Source organism: Mesorhizobium sp. M0276 (genome assembly GCF_040321755.1).
In the GTDB taxonomy this organism is placed as follows: Bacteria; Pseudomonadota; Alphaproteobacteria; order Rhizobiales; family Rhizobiaceae; genus Mesorhizobium.
Window position 1 is genome coordinate 23,738 of the sequence record NZ_JAMYSC010000020.1, and the last position, 22,828, is coordinate 46,565.

21 protein-coding genes, 1 tRNA gene and 1 pseudogene are annotated in these 22,828 nt (G+C 60.7%); 11 read left to right on the plus strand and 12 right to left on the minus strand.

Translation table 11 applies throughout. The annotated features are described in order from the left end of the window. The first annotated feature begins 91 nt into the window (after positions 1 to 91). Positions 92 to 598 carry a YciE/YciF ferroxidase family protein gene (locus tag NKJ01_RS17185; RefSeq protein WP_352729623.1) on the plus strand — a complete coding sequence of 169 codons (507 nt, stop codon included), beginning with the start codon at positions 92 to 94 and terminating at the stop codon, positions 596 to 598. Positions 599 to 844: 246 nt separating this feature from the next. Here NKJ01_RS17185 and NKJ01_RS17190 read toward each other — a convergent pair whose 3' ends face one another. The 10 genes and pseudogenes from NKJ01_RS17190 to NKJ01_RS17235 all read right to left on the minus strand — a co-directional run bounded on the left by NKJ01_RS17190 (position 845) and on the right by NKJ01_RS17235 (position 12,395). Continuing rightward, positions 845 to 1,816 carry an SDR family oxidoreductase gene (locus NKJ01_RS17190; protein ID WP_352729625.1) on the minus strand — a complete coding sequence of 324 codons (972 nt, stop codon included), beginning with the start codon at positions 1,814 to 1,816 and terminating at the stop codon, positions 845 to 847. 178 nt (positions 1,817 to 1,994) lie between these two features. Next, the gene (locus NKJ01_RS17195; RefSeq protein WP_352729626.1) at positions 1,995 to 4,019 is read right to left on the minus strand and encodes an ABC transporter ATP-binding protein/permease; all 2,025 of its coding nucleotides are present in this window, start codon (positions 4,017 to 4,019) and stop codon (positions 1,995 to 1,997) included. A 96-nt stretch (positions 4,020 to 4,115) separates the two neighbouring features. Continuing rightward, positions 4,116 to 4,425, minus strand: a pseudogene (locus NKJ01_RS36470) (ISNCY family transposase); the annotation flags it as partial. Positions 4,426 to 4,702: 277 nt separating this feature from the next. Further along, a complete protein-coding gene (locus NKJ01_RS17205; RefSeq protein ID WP_352729628.1) occupies positions 4,703 to 5,524 on the minus strand; it encodes an MBL fold metallo-hydrolase in 822 nt (273 codons plus the stop codon). Beyond that, positions 5,521 to 6,339 carry a TatD family hydrolase gene (locus tag NKJ01_RS17210; protein ID WP_352729630.1) on the minus strand — a complete coding sequence of 273 codons (819 nt, stop codon included), beginning with the start codon at positions 6,337 to 6,339 and terminating at the stop codon, positions 5,521 to 5,523. The genes NKJ01_RS17205 and NKJ01_RS17210 overlap by 4 nt, the downstream gene beginning before the upstream one ends. Continuing rightward, positions 6,339 to 7,889, minus strand: a complete 1,551-nt coding sequence (gene metG, locus NKJ01_RS17215; protein ID WP_352729632.1) for a methionine--tRNA ligase — start codon at positions 7,887 to 7,889, stop codon at positions 6,339 to 6,341. The genes NKJ01_RS17210 and metG overlap by 1 nt, the downstream gene beginning before the upstream one ends. 140 nt (positions 7,890 to 8,029) lie before the next feature. Continuing rightward, positions 8,030 to 9,085, minus strand: a complete 1,056-nt coding sequence (locus NKJ01_RS17220) for a DNA polymerase III subunit delta' (protein WP_352608709.1) — start codon at positions 9,083 to 9,085, stop codon at positions 8,030 to 8,032. Continuing rightward, positions 9,082 to 9,756, minus strand: coding sequence for a dTMP kinase (gene tmk, locus NKJ01_RS17225; RefSeq protein WP_023757828.1), 675 nt, complete (start codon positions 9,754 to 9,756; stop codon positions 9,082 to 9,084). The genes NKJ01_RS17220 and tmk overlap by 4 nt, the downstream gene beginning before the upstream one ends. 143 nt (positions 9,757 to 9,899) lie before the next feature. After that, positions 9,900 to 11,066 (minus strand): D-alanyl-D-alanine carboxypeptidase family protein, encoded by a 1,167-nt coding sequence (locus NKJ01_RS17230; RefSeq protein WP_352729634.1) that lies wholly within the window; start codon positions 11,064 to 11,066, stop codon positions 9,900 to 9,902. Positions 11,067 to 11,168: 102 nt separating this feature from the next. Next, complete coding sequence (locus tag NKJ01_RS17235) at positions 11,169 to 12,395, minus strand: septal ring lytic transglycosylase RlpA family protein (protein ID WP_352608707.1); 1,227 nt, start codon at positions 12,393 to 12,395, stop codon at positions 11,169 to 11,171. A 465-nt stretch (positions 12,396 to 12,860) separates the two neighbouring features. Here NKJ01_RS17235 and NKJ01_RS17240 point away from each other — a divergent pair, with 465 nt between their 5' ends. Next, positions 12,861 to 13,064 carry a hypothetical protein gene (locus NKJ01_RS17240; RefSeq protein WP_032907011.1) on the plus strand — a complete coding sequence of 68 codons (204 nt, stop codon included), beginning with the start codon at positions 12,861 to 12,863 and terminating at the stop codon, positions 13,062 to 13,064. Between the two features lie 501 nt (positions 13,065 to 13,565). Here the strand turns inward: NKJ01_RS17240 and NKJ01_RS17245 are convergent. Beyond that, positions 13,566 to 13,730: a hypothetical protein gene (locus NKJ01_RS17245; RefSeq protein ID WP_023757824.1), complete on the minus strand. Its 165-nt coding sequence runs from the start codon at positions 13,728 to 13,730 to the stop codon at positions 13,566 to 13,568. Positions 13,731 to 14,272: 542 nt separating this feature from the next. Here NKJ01_RS17245 and NKJ01_RS17250 point away from each other — a divergent pair. From NKJ01_RS17250 to NKJ01_RS17290, 9 genes are all read left to right on the plus strand, one after another. Next, positions 14,273 to 14,362, plus strand: a tRNA-Ser gene (locus NKJ01_RS17250). 122 nt (positions 14,363 to 14,484) lie between these two features. Continuing rightward, positions 14,485 to 15,327, plus strand: coding sequence for a sterol desaturase family protein (locus NKJ01_RS17255; protein ID WP_352608706.1), 843 nt, complete (start codon positions 14,485 to 14,487; stop codon positions 15,325 to 15,327). 123 nt (positions 15,328 to 15,450) lie between these two features. Further along, entirely contained in the window at positions 15,451 to 16,257 is an 807-nt protein-coding gene (locus NKJ01_RS17260; protein WP_352729637.1) for an alpha/beta fold hydrolase, read from the plus strand. A gap of 103 nt (positions 16,258 to 16,360) precedes the next feature. Then, positions 16,361 to 17,059: a DUF2161 domain-containing phosphodiesterase gene (locus NKJ01_RS17265; RefSeq protein ID WP_352729639.1), complete on the plus strand. Its 699-nt coding sequence runs from the start codon at positions 16,361 to 16,363 to the stop codon at positions 17,057 to 17,059. A 56-nt stretch (positions 17,060 to 17,115) separates the two neighbouring features. After that, positions 17,116 to 17,523, plus strand: a complete 408-nt coding sequence (locus tag NKJ01_RS17270) for a DUF930 domain-containing protein (protein ID WP_352729641.1) — start codon at positions 17,116 to 17,118, stop codon at positions 17,521 to 17,523. Between the two features lie 181 nt (positions 17,524 to 17,704). Continuing rightward, complete coding sequence (locus NKJ01_RS17275; protein WP_023757814.1) at positions 17,705 to 18,364, plus strand: TerC family protein; 660 nt, start codon at positions 17,705 to 17,707, stop codon at positions 18,362 to 18,364. A gap of 139 nt (positions 18,365 to 18,503) precedes the next feature. Continuing rightward, positions 18,504 to 19,817, plus strand: coding sequence for a 30S ribosomal protein S12 methylthiotransferase RimO (gene rimO / locus NKJ01_RS17280; protein WP_352729643.1), 1,314 nt, complete (start codon positions 18,504 to 18,506; stop codon positions 19,815 to 19,817). 102 nt (positions 19,818 to 19,919) lie between these two features. Next, positions 19,920 to 21,035: an acyltransferase family protein gene (locus tag NKJ01_RS17285; protein ID WP_352729645.1), complete on the plus strand. Its 1,116-nt coding sequence runs from the start codon at positions 19,920 to 19,922 to the stop codon at positions 21,033 to 21,035. Positions 21,036 to 21,100: 65 nt separating this feature from the next. After that, positions 21,101 to 21,580, plus strand: a complete 480-nt coding sequence (locus NKJ01_RS17290; protein ID WP_352729647.1) for a GNAT family N-acetyltransferase — start codon at positions 21,101 to 21,103, stop codon at positions 21,578 to 21,580. A 137-nt stretch (positions 21,581 to 21,717) separates the two neighbouring features. Here the strand turns inward: NKJ01_RS17290 and NKJ01_RS17295 are convergent, their stop codons facing one another. Further along, complete coding sequence (locus NKJ01_RS17295) at positions 21,718 to 22,785, minus strand: BMP family ABC transporter substrate-binding protein (RefSeq protein WP_023757810.1); 1,068 nt, start codon at positions 22,783 to 22,785, stop codon at positions 21,718 to 21,720. Positions 22,786 to 22,828 lie beyond the last annotated feature (43 nt).

Sequence of the window (22,828 nt, forward strand, 5' to 3'; positions counted from 1 at the left end):
GACCAGCAAGCCGGGACGAGTCCCGGCTTTCGCAGGCGGCGGGCAAAAACCGCCGCCGAAATCAACCTTGATAACAATGAAAGGCGAGGCCATGGGCTTCTTTTCGAAGGACATCAAGACACTCAACGATCTCTTCGTGCACACGCTGCGCGACATTTACTACGCCGAAAGGCAGATCGAGAAAGCGCTGCCGAAGATGATCGACAAGGCAACCGACCCGCAATTGAAAGCCGGATTCGAAAAACATCTCGACCAGACCAGGGGCCATATCGAGCGCGTCGAGCAGGTGTTCGAGTTGCATGGCGTTAAGGCCAAAGAGGTCAACTGCCCGGCAATCGACGGCATCCTCGAGGAGGCCGACGACGTAAGCGGCGACGTCGACGACAAGGATGTCCTCGATGCGGCGCTGATAGCCTCGGCGCAGGCCGTCGAGCACTATGAAATGACCCGCTATGGCACGCTCATCGCCTGGGCCAAGCAGCTCGGTCGCAGCGACTGCGCCAACGTGCTGGCCAAGAACCTGAAGGAAGAACAAGCGACCGATCGCAAGCTCACCGAAATCGCCGAGAGCAAAGTAAACCTGCAGGCAGCCGAGTGAGGCTACTCGGTTCGGCCAGTCGTCGCGGCGGCTGGCCGGCCGATCCAACATGATCCAATCCTGCGGAGAACACCGCCTCGGCAACGCAGGGGAATAAGCGGATCTTCATCCGGCTCCGTCGCGTCGGGTGCAGGTTTCGCTATTTCCCTGCAGATACGGGTACGCAACATAGGTGAACGTCACTGTGAAACGCATGCGGCCCATACATCTCCTGGTCATCACGCGTCGTTGTCTTTTGTCCTCATGTCAGTAACCGCCGACCACCGGCAAGATTTCGCCGGTAATGTAGCTCGAGCAATGTGGCGAGGCGAGGAACACATACGCGGGTGCGAGCTCTTCCGGCTGTGCAGGCCGTTTCATCGGCGTGTCCGCACCGAATTTCGAGACGTCGTCTGCTTCCTTGTCCGATGGATTGAGCGGTGTCCACACCGGGCCTGGCGCAACGGCGTTCACCCGAATTCCCTTGCCGATAAGGTTGCCCGAAAGCGCGCGCGTAAATGCGTGAATGCCGCCCTTGGTCATCGAATAGTCGACGAGTTGCCTTGAACCTTCGATGCCGGTCACGGAGCCGGTGTTGATTATAGCCGAGCCTGGCTTCATATGCGGCACCACTTCCTGCGCCATATGAAAATAGCCATAGAGATTGGTCTTCAGCGTCGTGTCGAAATGTGCCTCGGTCAGGTCGCTGAAGTCGCTGGAATGTATCTGGAAAGCAGCGTTGTTGACCAGCACATCGATCCGGCCGAATTTCTGCACCGTGACCTCCACCGCGTTGTGGCAGTGTTTGCGTTCGCTGACATCGGCCCTTATCAGAATACAGCGCCGCCCCTCTTTTTCGACGGCCGCCTTGGTCGCTTCGGCGTCCTTGTCTTCGGCCAGATAGACGATCGCGATGTCCGCGCCCTCGCGGGCAAACAGCACGGCCACCGAACGGCCGATTCCGGAATCGCCGCCCGTGATGAGCGCTACCTTGTCGTCGAGTTTTTTCGACCCCAGGTAATAGGGCGCATCGTAGAGAGGAGGGGGCTCGATCGCCCATTCATGCCCCGGCTTGGGCTGATGTTGCTCGGGAAAGGGTGGCTCAGGATATTTGCGGGCGCCGGCTTGCATTGCACGTTGAGCCTTGCCGTTGCCCTTGGCTTTGTCCTTGGCGTCAATGCCGCGTTGGATATGCCGTTGCTTGGCGGCTTCACCTGATGTCTGCGACTTCATCTGCATGTTTGTCTCCTCGGTTTCGAGAAGGAACAACGCACGTCGGACAAAAAGGTTTGCGCAAAAGATCAGGTGGTCAGAAGAGCTCGGCTCTGTTTTTCGGCAAGGCATAAGCGATGACTTCATGCCGAGTGTCACAGCGCTCGCCGCCACCTTATCCCGCGGTATTATCTAGCCGTATTATCTAAGGTCGTGCCGCCTTTCGATTTGATGCGCCGGAGCCCCACAAGGCGCGCCCGAGCAAGTTCCGTCTGCCCTTGCGCGGGACAAGATCGATATCGCTGACAAGCTTTGCGCCGCCCTCGCGCCGCTCCAATGTGATCTTGCGGCTATGGAAGGCTTCCAACTCGGCGCGATGTGCCACACTGATGATGGTGACGTCAGGTAATTCGTGGATGACCATCTCCATCATCTTGTCCTGGCTCTTCTCATCGAGTGCCGACGTTGCTTCATCGAGCACGATGATATCGGGCGTGTGCAGCAGGAGACGCGCGAAGGCGAGCCGCTGCTTTTCGCCGCCCGACAGGATCTGGTCCCATGGCGCGTCCTCCTCGATCCTTTCGGCGAGATAGTTTAGCCCCACCTTGTCGAGGGCAGCGTTGATCTTATCCAGCGTCCAATTGTCTGCGGCAGCGGGATAGGCAACCGCGCGGCGCAGCGTCCCGGAGGGGATGTAGGGGCGTTGCGGCAACATGAACAGGCGCCTGCCGGCACGGAAATTGACGCCGCCGCCACCCCACGGCCACAGGCCTGCCACGGCCCGCACCAGCGTGCTCTTGCCCGAACCGGATTCGCCGGCCACCAGCACCCGCTCGCCCGGTTCGATCGCGACCTCGGTTTCCTTGACCACTGCGGTGCCGTCGTCGAGCGTCACGGAGAGATCGTCCAGGCTCAGTATGGCACCACCTTCGGTTTCACCGCGGCTGATGCGTCCGAGCGCGTCGCTCTGCTCGGCGCGCTCGAGCCCATCGAGCGACATCATCAGCGAGGCGATGCGCCGAGCACAGGCGTTCCAGTCGGCGAGACGGGGATAGTTGTCGACCAGCCACCCGAATGCGCCCTGCACGATGGCAAAGGCAGAGGCAGCCTGCATGACTTGTCCAAGTGTCATCGAGCCTTCGAGAAACTTCGGTGCGCAAAGCAAAATCGGCACGACCGGCGCGAACAGGCTCGATCCCTGCGACACCGCCGCCGTGCGCATGTGCTGGCCGGTCAGCAGCGCCCATTGCCTCAGCACATGGCCGAAATTCCTGTCGATGCCGCTACGCTCCTCCTCCTCGCCGCCGAGCAAGGCGATGCTCTCGCCGTTTTCGCGCACGCGAGTCAGCGTGTAGCGCAGTTCGGCCTCCGCCTGGTTCTTCCGCTCGGACAGCTGGACGAAGTTGCGGCCGATGACCACCATCGAGGTGGAGGTGATGGCGGCATAGATCATTGCGGTGATCACCAGGAAGCCGGGGATGGTGATGCTCTCGCCGCCGATCGGCAGGGTGAGCGCGCCGCCGATGGTCCACAGCACGACGATAAAGGTCGAGGCCGACAGGAACGCGTTGAGGACGCCGGCGGTGAAATCGACCGGGGATTCGGTGGCGATGCGCAGATCCTCGGTCATGCGGGCCTCTGGGTTCTGGTGGTCGCCGCTGACGAGGTTCAACTGGTAGTATCGGCCGTTGGCCAGCCAGCGCGCGATGACCGCGGTGGTTAGCCAGGAACGCCAACGGCGCTGGATCGTCATGCGCAGGTAGACCTGCGCGACGACAAGGCTCCCGCTTCCGAGCACGAGCGGCACGAAAACAGCGCTTAGAACATAAACGGTGTGGGCATCACGCTGCTCGAGGGCGTCGAAAATCGCGCGGTTCCAGCGATTGATCCCATACTGGAAGCCGACGTTGACGCATATCAATATCAACAGTCCGATCGTGAACGGCAAGGCGAGCCGATCGCCGCTTCGGCCCCAGTAGCCGCGCGCGCTGATCCAGAAGCGCCGCAGCAAATATCGCTTGCGCGCCTGCTCCGCCTCTTCGGGCGTCAGTTCTGGACTGGGTTCGACAGCCTCTGGCGGCGGTGCGGACTGGCCGTTGACCTCGGGCGCGGCCTGGCCGTCGGGCTCGGGCACGGCTTCGACCGCCGAGGCCTTTTCCGGGCGCGACTTTTCAGCACCGCGCGGTTTGGCACCCTCGACCGATTTCCGCTTGAATTTGGCCCCGGACATAACCGCGATAACGGGCCAAAAATTAAAAGGTTTCATGATGTCCGTCGACATGCCAGCTATCGCCGGCATCAAGGGCCGACAGCCTTGCGTGTGGTTGTTCTCCACGATCTCCCATCTGTGAACCGAGCGCAGCTTGTCGAATGTCCATGCAGGGCAGGGATGTGCTGCCCTGCATGGAACTCAAGCGGCCATCAGATCATCGCGGACGCGGAACTCCTTCCGGCAAATCGCGCCGTTCAGATTCTCACGATCGGCGAAGGTTCATGTCTCTAGGATTGCGGGGCGCCTTGCCGAACAGGAATGAAATCCGCAACGAACTCGGCACAAAGCGCAGATCCTTCACAAGCCGATCCTGCACCGTCTGATTTGTCCGCTCAACGCCACCCTTGAACTGCGGGTGTGACGCAGGTGATCAAACCTGAGATGATTTCGCCCCCAGAACGGGCACTCAGCCGGCAGTAGCGATCTTCTGGACTGCTTCAGACGCTGCGGCTCATCTTGCGACAAGGTGACCAGAGGGCACCCCGTCGCGCCATACTCTGCGAAGGCGCCAGCCACAACAGAAAGTCGCATAAGATAGATTATGGAACTTAGACATTGAGGTAGGGCTGGAAATTGCTCGGTGTTTTTCATACGCTTGACGCGCAGCCGCTATCGCTGGCACCGACTCTGAAGAGCCATTCCTATCGCGCTGAGTCGTAAGGGATTTCGATCACCATTCCATCATAGGCCGGCTCGACATTGGCTGGGGTCTCAGCCATGACCGCGGCGTAGTCGAGCGGCACATGCATATGCGTCAGCACGGCGTGTCTTGGTGCCAGCCGCTCGATCCATTCAAGCGCCTCGCCAAGTGAGAAATGGCTTGGGTGCGTCCGGTACTGCAGCGCATCGATGATCAGCACGTCGAGGTCGCGCAGCCGTTTGGCTGTGGCCTCCGGAAAGCCGCTGATATCAGGGCAATAAGCGAGCGCGCCGACGCGAAAGCCGAGCGATATGATGTCGCCATGGATCTGCGGCAACGGCTCGAGGGTGAGGGCACCCCCCTCTCCTTCGATGACCAATGCCCTGGCGTGATCGATGAGATGCGGCTTGACGATCGGCGGATAGGAACTGCCCTGGGGCGTCTCGAAGCAGTAGCTAAACGCCTCCCGCAGCCGAAGCATTGTTGTGCTGTCGGCGTGGATATCGATCAATTGACGCTGATCGAGCACGAAGCCACGCAGGTCGTCGATACCGTGAATGTGGTCGGCATGCGGGTGCGTATAGACGACCGCATCGATGCGCCTGACGCCGGCCAGCAGCATCTGCTGGCGGAAATCCGGCCCGGTGTCGATAACGACGGTTGTGCGGCTGCCGTTGGCCGCGATCCGCTCGACCAGTGCGGCGGTGCGCATGCGCCGGTTCTTCGGATTGTCCGGATCGCAATTGCCCCAGTCGCCGGTGATGCGCGGCGTGCCTGGCGACGAGCCGCAGCCGAGAATAGTGAGGCGCAGCCGGTCGGTCATCGTTCAGGTGCTTTGCTCGGCCAAGCACTTTGCTCGGGAGGTCGCGGCATCTTGCCGAACAGGCGGAAGAAATTGCTCGTTGTCAGCGCGGCGATTTCGGCCTCGCTGACGCCGATCGTTTCGGCCAGCACCTTGGCGGTATGGGCGACATAGGCCGGCTCGTTGCGCTTACCGCGAAACGGCACAGGCGCCAGATAGGGCGCGTCGGTTTCGACCAGCAGCCGGTCATGCGGCACATCGGCGGCAATGGCGCGCAACTCACCCGAATTCTTGAAGGTCAGGATGCCTGAGAACGACACGTAACCACCGAGCGCAACACCGATTTCAGCAAGCTGGCGCCCCGAGGAAAAGCAATGCAGGATGAAGGGGAACGCGCCCTTCCCTGTTTCGTCTTCGAGGATGGCTGACATGTCTTCATCGGCATCGCGAGAATGGATGACCAGCGGCAATCCTGTTTCACGCGCCGCGGCGATGTGATTGCGAAAGCCCTGTGCCTGCGCATCGCGCGGCGCCTTGTCGTAGAAATAGTCGAGCCCGGCCTCGCCGATCGCCACCACTTTTGGATGAGCGGCCAGCCGTACGAGCTCGACCGACGTCACGTCCAATTCTTCCGCGACATTGTGCGGATGGGTGCCGACCGAACAGTAGACATCATCGAAAGTTTCGGCGATTTCAATGACTTGCTGGAATCGCTTCACACGGGTCGAGATCGTCACCATTCGGCCGATCCCGGCCGCCTTGGCGCGCGCGACAATGGCCTCCCGCTCCTCGGCGAAATCCGGAAAATCCAGATGGCAATGGCTGTCGACGAGCATCAGATGTTCGCGTCCGGCTGTTCGACATAACGCGGAAACACGCCTTCCGGCGGGGGCAATGCGGTGCCAGGCACCAGCGCATGATCCGCGTGGACATGTGCGAAATCGCGGCGCTCCGCCGGCACTGCCAGCAGGTCGAGCAGCTTGTTGGCCGATCCCGGGACGAAGGGCTGACACAGCAGTGCCACGCGACGCACGACCTCGGCGGTCGCCCACAGCACGGTTTCCATGCGCGCCGGATTGGTTTTCTTCAACGCCCACGGTGCCTCGCCGGCGAAGTATCGGTCGGCCTCCGCCACCACCCCGAAGATCGACACCAGCGCCAGATGGATAGCCTGCTCGGCCATCGCCTTGCGCGCGCTGTCCAGGGCGGCGACGGTCCGATCCAGGATCGCGCTATCGGCATCCGTAAGGTCGCCGCGCTGCGGCACCACGCCGTCGCAGTTCTTGGCGATCATCGACAGCGAGCGCTGCGCCAGATTACCGAGGCCGTTGGCAAGGTCGGCGTTTGTGCGATTGACGATCGCGTCATGGCTGTAGCTGCCATCCTGGCCGAACGGCACCTCGCGCAGGAAGAAGTAGCGCACCTGGTCGAGACCATAGTGCTCGACCATTGCGAATGGATCGACGACGTTGCCAACCGATTTCGACATTTTCTCGCCGCGGTTGAACAGGAAGCCATGCGCGAAAACGCGGCTTGGCAACTCGATGCCGGCCGACATCAGAAAGGCCGGCCAGTAGACCGCATGGAAGCGGACAATGTCCTTGCCGATGATATGCGTGGCCGGCCAATACTGCCATTTCCCGGCCTTTGTGTCGGGATAGCCGGCGGCGGTGATGTAATTGGTCAAGGCGTCCACCCAGACATACATCACATGCTTGTCGTCGCCTGGCACTGGCACGCCCCATTTGAAGGTCGTACGGGAGATCGACAGATCCTTCAGCCCGGACTTGACGAAGCTCAGCACCTCGTTGCGGCGTTCGGTCGGCCCGACGAAATCAGGCTGGCTGTCATAAAGGGCCAGCAATTTGTCCTGATAGGCAGAAAGCCGGAAGAAGTAGCTCTCTTCCTCATTCCATTCGACGGGCGAGCCAAGCGGTTCGCGCCGCACGCCATCCTCGCCGAGCGTCGTCTCACCCTCGTCGAAATAGGCTTCCTGGCGAACCGAATACCAGCCGCTATAGCGGTCGAGATAGATGTCGCCATTAGCGGCCATCGCTTTCCAGATTGCCTGGCACGATTCATAGTGCCGCGGCTCTGTCGTGCGAATGTACTCGTCATTCGAGCCGCCCATAGCCTCGGTCATCTCGCGGAAAATAGCCGAATTGCGGTCGGCGAGCGCCAGAGGGGTGATGCCTTCCTTGTCGGCGGTTTGCTGCATCTTGAGGCCATGTTCGTCTGTGCCGGTCAGGAAAAAGACATCCTTGCCGTCCAGGCGCTGGAAGCGAGCCAGTGCGTCGGTTGCAATGACCGTATAGGCATGACCGATATGAGGCTTGCCGTTCGGGTAAAAGATCGGGGTTGTGATATAGAATTTGTCGCGTGACATGAATGAACCGTCATGAATGTCTGAAAGGAAAGGCGTGGCGGTGGATATCGCATCGGGAGGGCGATTGCCATCCCGCTGCCAACGCATGCCGTCCAAAAGTGGCCCCGGTTCTAGGGGCAACGGCATGCATCAAAAGGCCGTCACATTCGCATTGCAGAATTCAGGCGGTCGATCATGGTCAAGGCGTGCTGCTTCTTGTCGAGATTGTAGGTGTCGGTCTCAGATATAGCGTCCAGCGCCTCATGCCAAGTGTCCGACAGGGTTTTGGCCCGTGCCAGGTCGCCCGCCAGCGCCGCCTGGCTTGCCGCGTCCGACAACAGATCCAGCGCCCGGCGGTTGAAGATATCGAACTGGATCGTCTGGTCGCGGCCGGCGACGGCTTCGGCAAGGCGGAACGCGCCGCCGACATCGCTCTTTCTTCCGGTGACCAGAGCGTCGAGCGTGGAAGCGATCTCCAGCCCGCCATACTGCGTCAACAGGATGGCATTGCGCGCGCTACCCCCTGCCCGGCCCACCAAAGCCGCCCGCGCCGCCGGATCGTCAGGCGGCAATGGCTCAGTCGTTTCCAGCACCGCCATCAGGTCGTCGGCGTCGAGTGGCGTCAATCGCACCACCTGACAGCGCGACCGGATCGTCGGCAGCAGGCTGCCCGGAGCATGGACGATCAGGATGAACAGCGTTCGTGCCGGCGGCTCTTCAAGGTTTTTCAGCAAGGCATTGGCGGCATTGGTGTTCATGTCATCGGCCGGGTCGACGATGACGACCCTGTAGCTGCCGTCATGCGAGGTCAGCGACAGGAAGCGGCTGACCTTGCGGATTTCATCGACGGTGACGACTGTCTTGAAACTCTTGGTCTTGTCGTTAAGCGGCCGGGTCAGATGCAGGACGGAAGGATGCGCCCCGGTGGCGATCTGGCGAAACAGCGACGACGCCGGATCGGGCGTGGCAAGGCTTTCCGGCGCCAGCGCGAAATCAGGGTGCTTCAGGAGATGATGTGCGAGATGGAAGGCAAGCGTCGCCTTGCCGATGCCGATCGGTCCGGAGAAGATCAGCGCATGCGGCAGCTTTCCCGCGCGATAGGCGGCGGTGAGCATATCGGCGGCCTGCCGGTGTCCGACCAAGCGTGGCGTTTCGGATGGTTCGGGCACGCCGTCCAGTGTGTCGTGCTGCTCCGGCGCGATACGTTCGAAGATCATGCTGGCGTCGCCCGCATGTTGCGCGCCGGCGTTCTTGACGCCAGCGCCGCGAACACAGCAGCGGTGACGACATTCTCAACCGCATCCGGCTCGGCGGCCGCGTCGATCACGATACAGCGCTCCGGCTCGGCCGCGGCGATCGCCAGGAACGCTTCGCGGCGGGCCTGATGGATCGCCAGCGTCTCTTTTTCGAAGCGGTCGGCATCTGCGTCGGCGCCGCGCCGCAGTGTTGCGCGTCTCAGGCCTTCGGCCGGATCGATGTCGAAGATCAGCGTCAGGTCGGGCATCATGCCATTGATGGCAACCTGCTCCAGCGCATTCATGAACGCCGGATCGATGCCGCCGGTGACGCCCTGGTAGACGCGGGAGGAATCCAGGAAGCGGTCGCAAAGCACGATGGAGCCACGCTCGACCGCCGGTCGGATGACCTGTTCGACATGGTCGGACCGCGCCGCCGCAAAAAGCAGCGCTTCCATCTTCGGCCCAAACGGTTCGGCGGCCCCCGAAAGCAGCACGTGCCTGACCGCTTCGGCACCCGGCGAGCCGCCTGGCTCTCGGGTAAGGAGGACATCGTATTTCTTGGCGCGCATCTTCCTGGCCAGCCGCTCGATCTGCGTCGACTTGCCTGCCCCTTCGCCGCCTTCGAAGGTGATGAAAAATCCGCGTGCCAACCGAGAGGCCTTCTTGTCCATGCTTGAATGGGCTTGTAGCGCTCTAGATAGTCCGCGTTCGACGAAACGTCCATGCCGTCGATTTTTTGCGTTTGTGCATGTCGTTCCCCCAAAAACCGGGGCCACTTTTGAGCGACATGCATTTAGCGCAGCCAGCCGACCGCCAGCTCCTTGACGGCATCGAGCGCGCGCTGCGGCAGCGTACCGACGCCGATCGATTCGGCGGCGAAAAGCGGTGTCTCCTGACTGAGCGTATCGCCGATCCAGACGCGCAACGCCCCCACCGGCTGCCCCTCTTCCACGGGTGCTGCGACCGGGCCGTTGTAGACGATCCTGGCCGTCAGCTTGTCGCGGTTGGTGATCGGCAGGAAGATGTCGATCGGGCCCTTGGCCTTCAGCATCAGCCCCGATTTGGCGCCACCGAAAACCTGGGCTTCTCCAACGATCTCATCCTTTGCGAAGATTTCGGTCTTCTCGAAGGAGCGAACGCCCCAGTCGAGCAACTTTCGCGCCTCCTCGGCCCGCTCCTTGTCGCTGGCCAGCCCGCTCATAGCAGCGAACACCCGAGTGCCGTTATGGCTGACTGAACCGACGATGCCGAAGCCTGACGTCTCGCTGGCGCCGACCGCCAGGCCGTCGGCGCCGATATCCATCGCCAGCAGTGGATTGCGGTTCCTCTGTGAGATCTTGTTCCAGGTGAAATCCTTCTGGCCATAGTAGCGATAGAAATTCGGATAATCGCGCCACAGGTGCACGGCCAGCTGCGCCAGTTCACGCACAGTCGTCTGCTGACCATCCGCCGGCAGGCCGGTCGAGTTGACGAAAGTCGATGTCTTGAGGCCGATCTGGCGGGCGCGCTCGGTCATCTGCGCGGCAAAACTGTCCTCGGACCCGGACATGCCTTCGGCGATGACGATGCAGCCATCATTAGCCGCCTGCACGACCACGCCCTGAATCAGGTCCTCGAGCCGGACCGCCGACTTGAGCTTGGCGAACATCGTCGATGTTCCCGAAGGCGCGCCACCCTTGCGCCAGGCGTTCTCGCTGACCACGAACGTATCGTCGAGCTTCAGGCGGCCCGACTTGATGGCGTTGAACACCACTTCCATGGTCATCAGCTTGGCCATCGAGGCCGGTGGTATCAGCTTGTCGGCATCCTTCGAAAACAGCACCGTCCCGGTCTCGGCATCGATCATGAAGACCTGCGTGGCCTTGGTCTCGAACAGCTGCGCACGCACTGGAGCCTGCGAAAACAGCAGCAGGCCAAAAACCAGAAGCCCGGCGAGAGGCTGGAGCAAGCGCAATTGCATGATGTTCGACCCATTGGCCGGCCCGGCCGGCAAGCCCGCAAAAACTATCAGGCTTTTTGCGGGGCGGATCAACCGCACAGCGGAAATCCGGCTGGCTTCAGCTCAGTTGCGCACAGCCAGCGCATCCGGCGCGCCATGCGACCATGCTGCCTGCAGCAAATCATCCAGATTGCTGTGGCCGTCTGGATAGAGATTGACCGAATACCAATCCTCGCCATCGAGTTCCGAGCGCTGGATCTCGATCTTGCCGAATGCGGCAAGCTGAGCGGCAATGCGCTTGGCCTCCGCTACGTCCTCGAACGAACCGGCAGCGACGTAGTCGGTAGCCGAACCCTGCGGCTGTCGCTTCCATGACTGAAGGACATCGGCCGGCGACATACCATCGCCACCCAGTGCGGCGAACGCATTGGAGGCGCGTTCGACCCTCTCGTCCGCATAGGACAGCGAGGCCACGGCAAACGGAGATTGCCGCGGCAAATTGATTTCCGGGCGCTCCGGCACGATCGGGCCGAATTCGGGCAGCGTCAGATCGACGTAATCCGGCGCCTGCGCCGACATGTCCGGCTGGGCGACACCGGAATCGGTCAACTGACCCGGAAACGGCACCGCAGCAGCGCCGGCAGGCAGACTTGGCGACGGTCCGTTCATGGCCACCATGACGCCGCCCGGCAATCCATCCGACGGATCCGGCGCCCTGTTGCCCGGGTGGTAGGAGGCCATCAGATACTGGTCGTCATCGCCGTCGAGCGGTGCACGGCCGACATATTCGACCTTCACTTGAGCGGTGCCGATGTTGGCATAGTCAAGCATCTGGGCTGCGCGCTCCGACACATCGATGATGCGGCCTTCGTGATACGGGCCGCGATCGTTGACGCGAACGATGACCGAACTGCCGGTCGCGAGATTGGTGACGCGCGCATAGCTTGGCAGCGGCATGGTCGGATGCGCCGCCGTCAGGTGGGTCATGTCGTAGACTTCGCCGTTGGCGGTAAGCCGGCCGTGGAAGGCGTCGCCATACCAGGAGGCCAGGCCGACCTTGGCGTAGCGCTTGTCTTCCCGGGGATAATACCACTTGCCGCGAACCTGATAGGGTTTGCCAAGCTGATCACGGCCGCCGCCGCGTTGCATGCGACCGTTCTTGGAGAACACGCGCGGGCTTGCCTTCACGCCATATTCGGATTCGGAAAAATATTCCTTGGAGCGGGTCTTCTTGTAGACCATCGCTTTCGGCTCAGGCTGCGACGCGCACGCCGCCAGCAAGGCGGCCGAAACGGTAAACAACGCAACTGTGGCAGCGCGACGAAGGCGCGTGTGCGTCACAGCCTGCATTTCCTGATGTCCCCTTCAGTCTCGACCTAGGACGCCGCGTTCAAGCATCAGAGGATGCCAAAACACGTACTCGACGAATATAAAAGACGCCTTGAACCCCGATCCCTTGTGCGCAGGAATTGTTTATCACGATATTAACCGATTGTGGCCAGAACCGGGCAAGAATGTGGCGCCGCCGCCATGCCGAGCACCCCGAAAAGTAACGGCTTTGCGTCGCTGCCTACGCAGCCCACATTGTCGACGCAATGAATGGCGAAGGCGCCGGCCTCATGGTTCGGAAGTCGCTCAAAGTGACCACCTCCTTGCTCGACGGCGAGGCCGGCGTCATCGACAACAACAAGATGTAGCCGGGGCGGAGTTATATCGTTTTACACAACCCCTAATTGCTAGCTCGCGGGACACACCGGCTGTTAATTTAGCCTCAGGGCGAGGAGGGAAAGGTAGCGAACCGGGAGGATATAGCGCATGAATTACGATTTCGGCATCCATCGATCTGAAGAGGATCAGCCTTACGAAGTTACCTCTTTCGCCAAAAAACATGGCTTGACGTTACGCGCTGCGGACGCCGTTCTTTTCGCCAAGGGCCCATCACGAACGGCCTGCGATGCGGCAGCATTGGCTTTCCTCTGTGCAGTCGCCGCACAAGCCAAGAAACAATCGACGCGCTAGCCTTCCGCGACCACGACTCGGCTCGATTTGTTTGGCCGGCGCTATCTCCAACCTGAGTAGGTTGCCGGCCATTATCGCCTTGCTGAAGTTGCAAGCCGCTCGCTTTCCGGAAAGTGGCTTGTGGCTATCTGCGGCGCGCGACCCTCGCGGCCGTAACAAGTCCAGGCCGCATCGACGAGACCGCTTAAGCGAAGGCCCGCCGCCTCATTTGCGAAGCGACGGGCCCTTCCCCACCCACAATCGCCTCCACGCAATTGCGGTGCCAAATTGATTGACCCATTATGGGTCACTAACCGCACCTGTGCTCGCCTCCCTTCCGCGATCACACCATAGGCTAACGTGATCTCGCAGTTCACAATACGACTACAAGCGGTCGATTCCTTAGGGATGTAGCCACTCCAAAAGCCCGCCGCAGGTCGCTCCCGTGGCGGGCTTTTCATCGATTAGGGTTTCGGGCCGGATTGCGGGCTTCCCATTGGATCGCCTATTGGGGCGGCCCCCTTAGCGCTTCTTCGGCTTCGGCGTAATTTCTTGAACTCGCACCTTGTCGCCGATCTCCTTGGCCATCGCCAGGGCTTTGGCCTTGTCCTTGGTGGTCAGCACGGTCCGCCAATGCGGCTTCTCGAACACGCTGACAACGTAGGTTGTTACCGGCGTGTCTTTCATCTTATGCCCTCCCCGGAACCCGCACCACTTGGGAGCCGATCGGACGTTGCGCATCCCGATCTTCAGCAGTGATGGGCCGAGCATCGCCTGCCGCAAGCACAACCGTTAGAGATCGCTAATGTTCCGTTAAGCCGTTTTGGTTGGTCGAATGTCGGCTTCCAGTCCTGATTGCCCACCCTCTGTTGGCCTTCAGGAATGCATGTGAAGAACACCGGCCGGCCCGCGGCCTTACACGCCGAGCAGCCGAAGAGCCCGACCAGATCCCAATGCATGGAACCGTGATCCAGGCCAAGCCGATCGATCAGCGCCGGGACGTCCCCGTGGCGGTCACGCAATCCGTCGGTCACGCTCAATATTTATGATTTATGCGCCCATGATGCCCGGGCAGTTGGAAGGCACCGCAGCGGTGGTTGACGCAGCCCTCAATGCCGCACTACAGGAATGAAGTACGAACCAGTCGGCAAACGCCTTCGGTGCCAATCCGGTGCCAAACAGGTCAAAACCGGCCGGACGAGCAAGCCTAAGTGATGAAAAGTCACGATGGAGGAATGGCCGAGCGGTTTAAGGCACCGGTCTTGAAAACCGGCGTGGGTGCAAGCTCACCGTGGGTTCGAATCCCACTTCCTCCGCCACAAATCGAAGAAATCGTAATAACATCAATAGTTTGATAATTCCTGCTTCAGCGCCTCGCTCACGATTCGCGCTGGCGGCGCCTCTGCGCGAACACAGAACCTTTAACCTTTGGAAAGGGGAGATGTGGTTCTTGTCAGAGGCGCAGGCGGCGCGCCGGGGCGAATGCATGGATATCTTTGGCATCAAGGCACTGTTGATCTGCGGGCTGATCTTCATTCCGTTCGAGAATCTGTTTGCCGAGCGGCCGCAGAAGGTTTTCCGCAAGGGCCTGATCGTCGATCTGATCTACATGCTGTTCAACGGCTTCTTCATAAAGATGGCCATGGCCATGATGGCGGCCGGTGTCCTCGGCTTCGCTGCGATCCTTGTCCCGCAATCGATAACCCAGGCCGTCAGTGGCCAGCCCGTCTGGCTGCAGGTTGCGGAAATCATCCTGATCACCGATATCGGCGTCTATTGGGCACATAGGGCTTTCCATAAAATCCCCGCGCTTTGGAAATTCCATGCAATTCACCACGGCATAGAGGAACTGGACTGGCTTGGGGCTTTCCACAATCACCCGGTCGACATCATTGTCACCAAGGCGATATCGCTGACGCCGGTCTATTTCCTTGGGTTCTCCGATGCCTCGATCGCCGTCTTTTCGATGATCTACTTCGGCCACACAATGCTTGTTCATTCAAACGTGCGGATTCCTTTCGGCCCCTTGAAGTGGCTGATCGCCAGCCCGCAATTCCATCGCTGGCACCATGCCAACCAGCGCGAAGCCTATGATAAGAACTTCGCCGGGCAGCTGCCTCTCCTCGACGTCATGTTCGGCACCTATAATGCCACCGGAGACAAGGTGCCGGAGAAGTACGGCGTCGATGATCCAATCCCCTCCACCTATATCGGTCAGACCGGCTATCCATTCCTTCCCCGCAGGAAGCTGTCGAACCGACCAGCGCCGCGCACCGAGGCCTGACATCGACGGGTTGTCACGTCAGGGCGCTTGTCAACTCGGGAAGCACAGGTAAAACTCGGGAGAGCGCAATGCCGCGCCAGCGGCTATTGCGGGTTTTTCCCGTTTGCCTTGAGACCTTTCAGCATGGAATACCACGACGGCGACCTTCAGAAATTCGAAGCGTGTGGCGCTGCCCCTCTTCCGGCCGCAAGTAACGAAGGCCAGGTGGAGCACGAAGGTGCGGAAATCTGGTACGCGACTTATGGGACTGGCTCTTCCGTGATTTTGTTGCATGGCGGCCTCGGCCACAGCGGCAATTGGGGATTCCAGGTTCCGGCATTGGTCGGGGCTGGCCACCGCGTCGTGGTGATCGACAGCCGGGGCCACGGGCGCAGCACGCGCGATGAGCGGCCGTACAAATACGAACTGATGGCCTCCGACGTTCTGGCCGTGATGGACCGTCTGGAGCTGAAGAAGGCGGCTGTGGTGGGCTGGAGCGACGGCGCATGCGTCGCTTTGATCCTTGGCATGACGGCCGCGGATCGCATCGCGAGTGTATTCTTCTTCGGCTGCAACATGGATCCCAGCGGCACGAAGGAAATCGAGCCAAGCCCGGTTCTCGACCGGTGTTTCGCCCGGCACGTCAAGGACTATGCCGCATTGTCGACTACGCCGGACCGGTTCGCTGCATTTGTTGATGCCGTTGGCCTGATGATGAAGACCGAACCCAACTATTCCGCGGCCGACCTGGCACAAATACGCGTGCCTGTGGCGATCGTTCAAAGCGAGCATGACGAGTTCATCAAACACGAGCACGCCGATTATCTCGCCCGGTGCATCCCGGCGTCCGAGCTGATCATTCTGTCCGGCGTAAGCCATTTTGCCCCGTTGCAGCGGCCTGAGCAATTCAACAGCGTTCTGCTGGCTTTCCTCGAAAAAGTTCATTCTTGAGGACGCAGGAAGCTGCATTTCCAACCCGGGCGCTGCCGACGTGGCGTTCGACGGTCGCGCTCGCGGGAGGCTTTTCGCGTCGAATCGGCTAAACCTTCGCGGCATGAACGAGATGTCACTCTATGCGCCGGTGAAGCGGTTCCTCGAAAGCCTCGACTTTGTCGTCAAAGGCGAGATCGGCGGCTGCGACATCGTCGCACTGCGCGAGGGTGAGCCGCCCGTCGTCGTCATCTGCGAACTGAAACTGCAGTTCAATCTCGAGCTGGTGCTGCAAGGTGTCGATCGTGCTGCGGCCTGCGACGAGGTCTGGCTGGCCGCGCGCATGTCGGCCCGGGGCAAGGGCCGCGAAAGCGATGCACGGTTTCGCAATCTCTGCCGCCGCCTTGGCTTCGGTTTGCTTGGCGTGACCGCGACCGACCGCGTTGAAGTGCTTCTCAGTCCGATCGCGCAGGCGCCGCGCAAGAATGCGCGCCGGCGCTCCCGCCTGGTCGACGAGCACCAGCGCCGTCGCGGCGATCCCGTTGCGGGAGGGGGATCGCGCAATCCGATCATGACGGCCTACCGGCAAAGCGCCCTCGCCTGCGCTGCCGCCATGGTGGACGGACCCAAGCGGCCGCGCGAACTGAAGGTGCTGACGCCGATCGCGCCGAAAATCCTGCAGGACAATGTCTACGGCTGGTTCGCGCGCGTCGACCGCGGCCTCTACGATCTCACGGATGCCGGCCGTGCTTCGCTGGTCCGCTGGCCACAGGCGTCGCACGATGAATCCCGACACGCAATTTTGAACGCATCGACCATTTGATTGATCATGCCTGCGGGGTCCGAGGCGGTCCCCTTGGTTGATTCCTCCGACAAAATGTGGTGCTTGTCCCGCCCATGAAGAAGCTCTGCATGACCGCCTTGGCGTCTGTGGCATTGAGTTTTCCGGCCAGCGCAATGGACAGTGCATTGCGCGCAGGCCTGATGAAACTCGATCCCCAAACCCGTCTTGAACAGCGTTGTGACGCCGAAGTGCTCGACCGGATCACCCACGATGACCGCAAGTTCAAAGCCGATCGCGTCGTCGCCTACGCCTTCGCGACGCCCGAGATGGACGTGGATGCCATCAAAAGCCCGGGCGCAGCGTTTCGCAGCAACGGGCAATGGTACCGGCTGAAATTCAAGTGCGAGACGGCGCCCGATCATATGGAAGTTTTGCAGCTGCGCTACCGGATCGGCGACGAGATCCCGGAAGCCGATTGGGCCAAATATAATCTCTACGATTGATCTGTGATCGGCCATGGTTTTGCCCAGCTATCGACGAGTGCCGCGGAGCCTCTGATCAGATTTGACGTAACGATGCTTCGGTGATGTCGCCACGGGCGATCCCTTGACGCCAAGGGACCGCCAAGTTAGGCCCTCTGGATAATCGAGGACCACTCGGCAAATCAGCAAGGGCTTCCGGTCGATGGATATTTTCAGCGCTGCCAGCCTGACGGCCCTGCTCCAGGTCATAGCCATCGACCTCGTGCTTGCCGGCGACAATGCGATCGTCATCGGCCTCGCCGCAGCCGGCCTGCCGGCCGAACAACGCAAGAATGCGATCCTCATCGGTGTGCTGGCGGCAACCGTGCTGCGCATCGGTTTTGCCGCGGTTACCGTCAAACTGCTGGCGATCGTGGGCCTGCTGCTGGCCGGCGGTATCCTGCTGCTGTGGGTCTGCTGGAAGATGTACCGCGAGCTGCGCACATCCCAAGCCGATGAGCTGGAAGCGACCGAGGCGCTGTCGAACCTCGATCTCAACAGCGACAAGGCGGTGGCCGGAAAGGCGAAGCGCAAGACGCTCGGCCAGGCAGCCTTGCAGATTGTCGTCGCCGACGTGTCGATGTCGCTCGACAATGTGCTGGCGGTCGCGGGTGCTGCGCGCGACCATTTCCCTGTGCTGGTCATAGGTCTCGTGCTGTCGATCGCGCTGATGGGCCTCGCCGCGACTTTCATTGCCAAGCTGCTGCATCGCCACCGCTGGATCGCCTATGTCGGCCTGTTGATCATCCTCTATGTGGCGGTGGACATGGTCTATCGCGGGGCGGTGGAAGTCTGGCCGCATATAAACGGCGCGGTCAGCTGAGGCGGCTGTCCGCCGCGTCTTCGACCGAAAGCTCCGCAGTGCAATCGCCGTGCGTTTTGCCGCATCGCAGGCGTGCCCATACCATTGCCGTAATAAGTGTGGTACTGCGCCGGCAATCCTGAAAGCCCGGAAAACCTATATGTCCGCTCCCCGCGTGAGTTTTGTCAGTCTTGGATGCCCGAAGGCGCTGGTGGATTCGGAGCGTATCATCACGCGCTTGCGCGCCGAAGGCTACGAGATCGCACGCAAGCATGACGGTGCCGACCTTGTCGTCGTCAACACCTGCGGGTTTCTCGATTCCGCCCGAGACGAGTCGCTCAATGCCATTGGCTCAGCGCTTTCGGAAAACGGCAGGGTCATCGTCACCGGCTGCCTCGGTGCCGAGCCCGACGTCATTCGGGAGAAGCACCCCAATGTGCTGGCGATAACCGGACCGCAGGCCTATGAGAGCGTCATGGCCGCCGTGCATGAGGCCTCGCCGCCTTCGCACGACCCCTACATCGATCTCTTGCCGCCGCAAGGCGTCAAGCTGACACCGCGCCACTACGCCTATCTCAAGATTTCCGAAGGCTGCAACAACCGCTGCACCTTCTGCATCATTCCCGCGCTGCGTGGCGACCTCGTCTCGCGGCCAGCGGCCGATGTGCTGCGCGAAGCCGAGAAACTGGCCAAGGCCGGCGTCAAGGAACTCCTGGTCATCTCACAGGACACCAGCGCCTACGGCATCGACATCAAGTACCAAACCAGCATGTTCGGCGACCGCGAAGTGCGCGCTAAATTCCTCGACCTTTCCGAGGAGCTGGGCAAGCTCGGCATCTGGGTGCGCATGCACTATGTCTACCCCTACCCGCATGTCGCCGACGTCATCCCGCTGATGGCCGATGGCAAGATCCTGCCTTATCTCGATATTCCGTTCCAGCACGCTTCGCCGCAGGTGCTGAAGAACATGCGCCGGCCGGCACATGGCGAAAAGACGCTGGAGCGCATCCGCGGCTGGCGCGAGATCTGCCCCGATCTCGCCATCCGCTCGACCTTCATCGTCGGCTTCCCCGGCGAGACCGACGACGATTTCGAGATGCTGCTCGACTGGCTCGACGAGGCCAAGATCGATCGCGCCGGCTGCTTCAAATACGAGCCGGTCCGGGGCGCCCGCTCCAACGAGCTCGGCCTCGAACAGGTCCCGCAGGAAATCAAGGAGGCGCGCTGGCACCGCTTCATGCAGCGCCAGCAGAAGATTTCAGCGACGCAGCTTGCCAAAAAGGTCGGCAAGCGCTTACCGGTGCTGATCGACGAGGCGCACGGCACATCGGCAAAGGGCCGCACCAAATACGACGCGCCCGAGATCGACGGCTCCGTGCACATCCAGTCGCGCCGTCCACTGCGTCAAGGTGACATCGTCACCGTCAAGATCGACCGCGCCGATGCTTATGATCTCTATGGCTCGGCGGTTTGACGGGCGCTATTTACTACATCCTGCGATAGTTAGGGCCCTTAACCCGTTCAACCGCGATCCGCAGTAGGGTTTCCGCACCATAAATTAAATACGGAAACGCGGATGGACGCCAAACCTGCGGGGCAGGATCATATCGCGACGCTGGACCTGCTCAGGCTGGCGGCAGCACTTGCTGTCGTGCTCTTTCACTATTTCTTTCGCGGCGCGGCCGCCGAAGGCTTTCTTGCCGAGGGTTATCCGCTTGCAGCGCAGTTCGCCCTCTACGGCTATCTCGGCGTCAATCTGTTCTTTCTGATCAGCGGTTTCGTCATTGCCTGGTCGGCGGAAAACCGCAGATGGGGCGAGTTTGCGGTCGCACGTTTCGTTCGCCTCTATCCGGGCTTCCTGCTCTGCATGACGCTCACCTTCACGATGGTCATCCTTGCCGGCACACCACTGATTCCAGCCTCTTTCAGTCAGTATGCCGCCAATCTGTCGATGTTCGCACCGGCCTTCGGCCAACCCTTCATGGACGGCGTCTATTGGTCGATCGTGGTTGAGTTGGTTTTCTACGGTTGGGTGACGCTGGCGCTTTTCACCGGGCTCTTCCAGAAACGCAAGCTGGAGCTGATTTTCGTCTGGCTGTCGGTGTCGGCGTTGAACGAGTTTTTCGTAGGCAGCGGCGCGGCAAGGCTGATGTTCATCACCGAGTTCGGACCGTTCTTCGCCGCTGGCGTGGTGTTCCACCACATCCACGCACACGGCCGCTCACTACCGGCTTTGCTGCTGCTTGCCGCGTCGTTCCTGATCTCCTGCGGCACACTGTCGGTGACGCAGCGCTGGATGCAGGGCCACTACGGCATCGCAGTTTCATCGGCCAATCTCGTCGTCACCAATGTCGTCATGCACGCGGCCTTGATCGGCGCGGTGCTGTTGCGCAACCGTGTCAGGCCGTCGGCGCTCACCCTGGCGCTGGGCGGCCTGACCTACCCGCTCTATCTGCTGCATCAGAAGATCGGTTATCTCGCGATCAATGCCGCCGCACCCCTGGTCGGCAAATGGTTTGCCGCCCTCGGCTGCATCGCGCTCATGCTGGTTGTTTCATGGCTGATCTGGCGCACCTGCGAACGACCGGCTCAGCGGCTGCTCAGGATCTGGCTCGGCCTCGCGGTTGATCGGTTACGACGTGGCCGCGATACTCAAAGAGACAGGCTCCGGGACGAAGCTAGATCGTGCTGAGCGCAGAAAAGTCATGGCGCTTGCACGAGCCAGACAGTCGGCAAATTCGATAAAGGAGTTACTCAATGATTTCGTTAAGACCAATGCGAGACAGCGAGTTTTTAGCTTATCTCGACTATTTTATTCCTGACTACGCATCCGAGATCGCCTCGAACTACCGGCTTTCCGATAATGAGTCTCTTGCACAAGCGAAACAGGAAATCGCATCTGACTTACCTGACGGCGTCGATACGATCGGCCACGTCTTGCTGTGCCTGATCGATCCGACCGGAACCCCTGAAAAGGTTATTGGGTACCTATGGTACAAACAGGATCCGACGATGCGCACGGCATTCATCAGCGATTTTCACATCTTTCCTGCTTATCAGGGTCAAGGCCTCGGTAAGCAGGCCTTAGAAGTTCTTGAAAACGACCTAAAACGCAAAGGTTTTCAACAAATAAAGCTCCGAGTGGCTGATGATAACAAACGCGCCAGGCATGTTTATGAAGCCACGGGCTTTCGGGTAACCGGAATCAACATGAGCAAACCGCTCGTGTCGAAGTGAACCCCATTTCGCCCCCTACCGGAACCGACCCCTTCCATGTCGGGCTCGCGAGATTTCGTCACACCTAAGCCGGTGCACAACCTGCCGAATGAAAAAGGGCGCCTCGCGGCGCCCTCCTCATTTGTATCGCTCGCTGCTCACTGCGGCAGCTTGTCGTCGACACCCTTCACATAGAAGTTCATGCCGAGCAGCGTGCCGTCATCGGCGACTTCGCCATCCTTCAGCCACGGCGTGCCGTCCTGCTTGGCGATCGGTCCGGTGAAGGGATTCCAGCCGCCGGCGATCTTCTTTTCGGTGGCTTCCGCCATCGCCTTCACGTCGTCGGGCATGTTGGTGAAAGGCGCGAGCTTGACCGCGCCATCCTTGATGCCGAGCCAGACATTGTCGGGCTTCCAGGTGCCGTCGAGGGCTGCCTGGACCCGGCTGATATAGTACGGACCCCATTCGTCGGTCAGCGCGGTCAGCTGCGCGTTCGGCGCGAACTTGATCATGTCGGAGGATTGGCCGAACCCGTGCAGCTTGCGCTCCTCGGCCACCTGCAGGGCAGCGGTCGAATCGGTGTGTTGGACGATGATGTCGGCGCCTTGGTCGAACAGCGCCTTGGCGGCATCGGCTTCCTTGCCCGGATCGAACCACGAGTTCACCCAGACGATCTTGGCCTTGAAGTTCGGGTTGATCGACTGTGCGCCGAGCATGAAGGAGTTGATGCCCATCACCACTTCGGGGATCGGGAACGAAACGATGTAACCGGCGACGCCGGACTTGGATTCCTTGGCGGCAATCTGGCCAAGCACATAGCGGCCTTCGTAGAACCGCGCATTGTAAATGCCGAGATTGTCGCCGGTCTTGTAGCCGGTCGCGTGCTCGAACATCACCTTGGGGAATTTCTTGGCAACCTTCACTTCGGCGTCCATGAAGCCGAACGATGTGCCGAAGATCAGCTTGCAGCCTTCGCGCGCCAGACGCTCGAAAGCACGGTCGGCATCGGGGCCTTCGGAGACGTTTTCAAGATAAGCGGTCTCGACCTTGTCGCCCAGCGCCTTCTCCACCTCGAGACGGCCCTGATCATGCTGGTAGGAATAGCCGAAATCGCCGATAGGACCGGTATAGACCCAGCACGCCTTCAGCTTGTCCGCAGCCTCGGCGGTTGCCGCCAGCGATAGGGCGGCGGTTGTTGTCATCAGGGCAATAAGCAGTTTTTTCATTGTGTTACCTCTCTGAGTTAAGCCTTGGAGCTTCCCGTTTGTT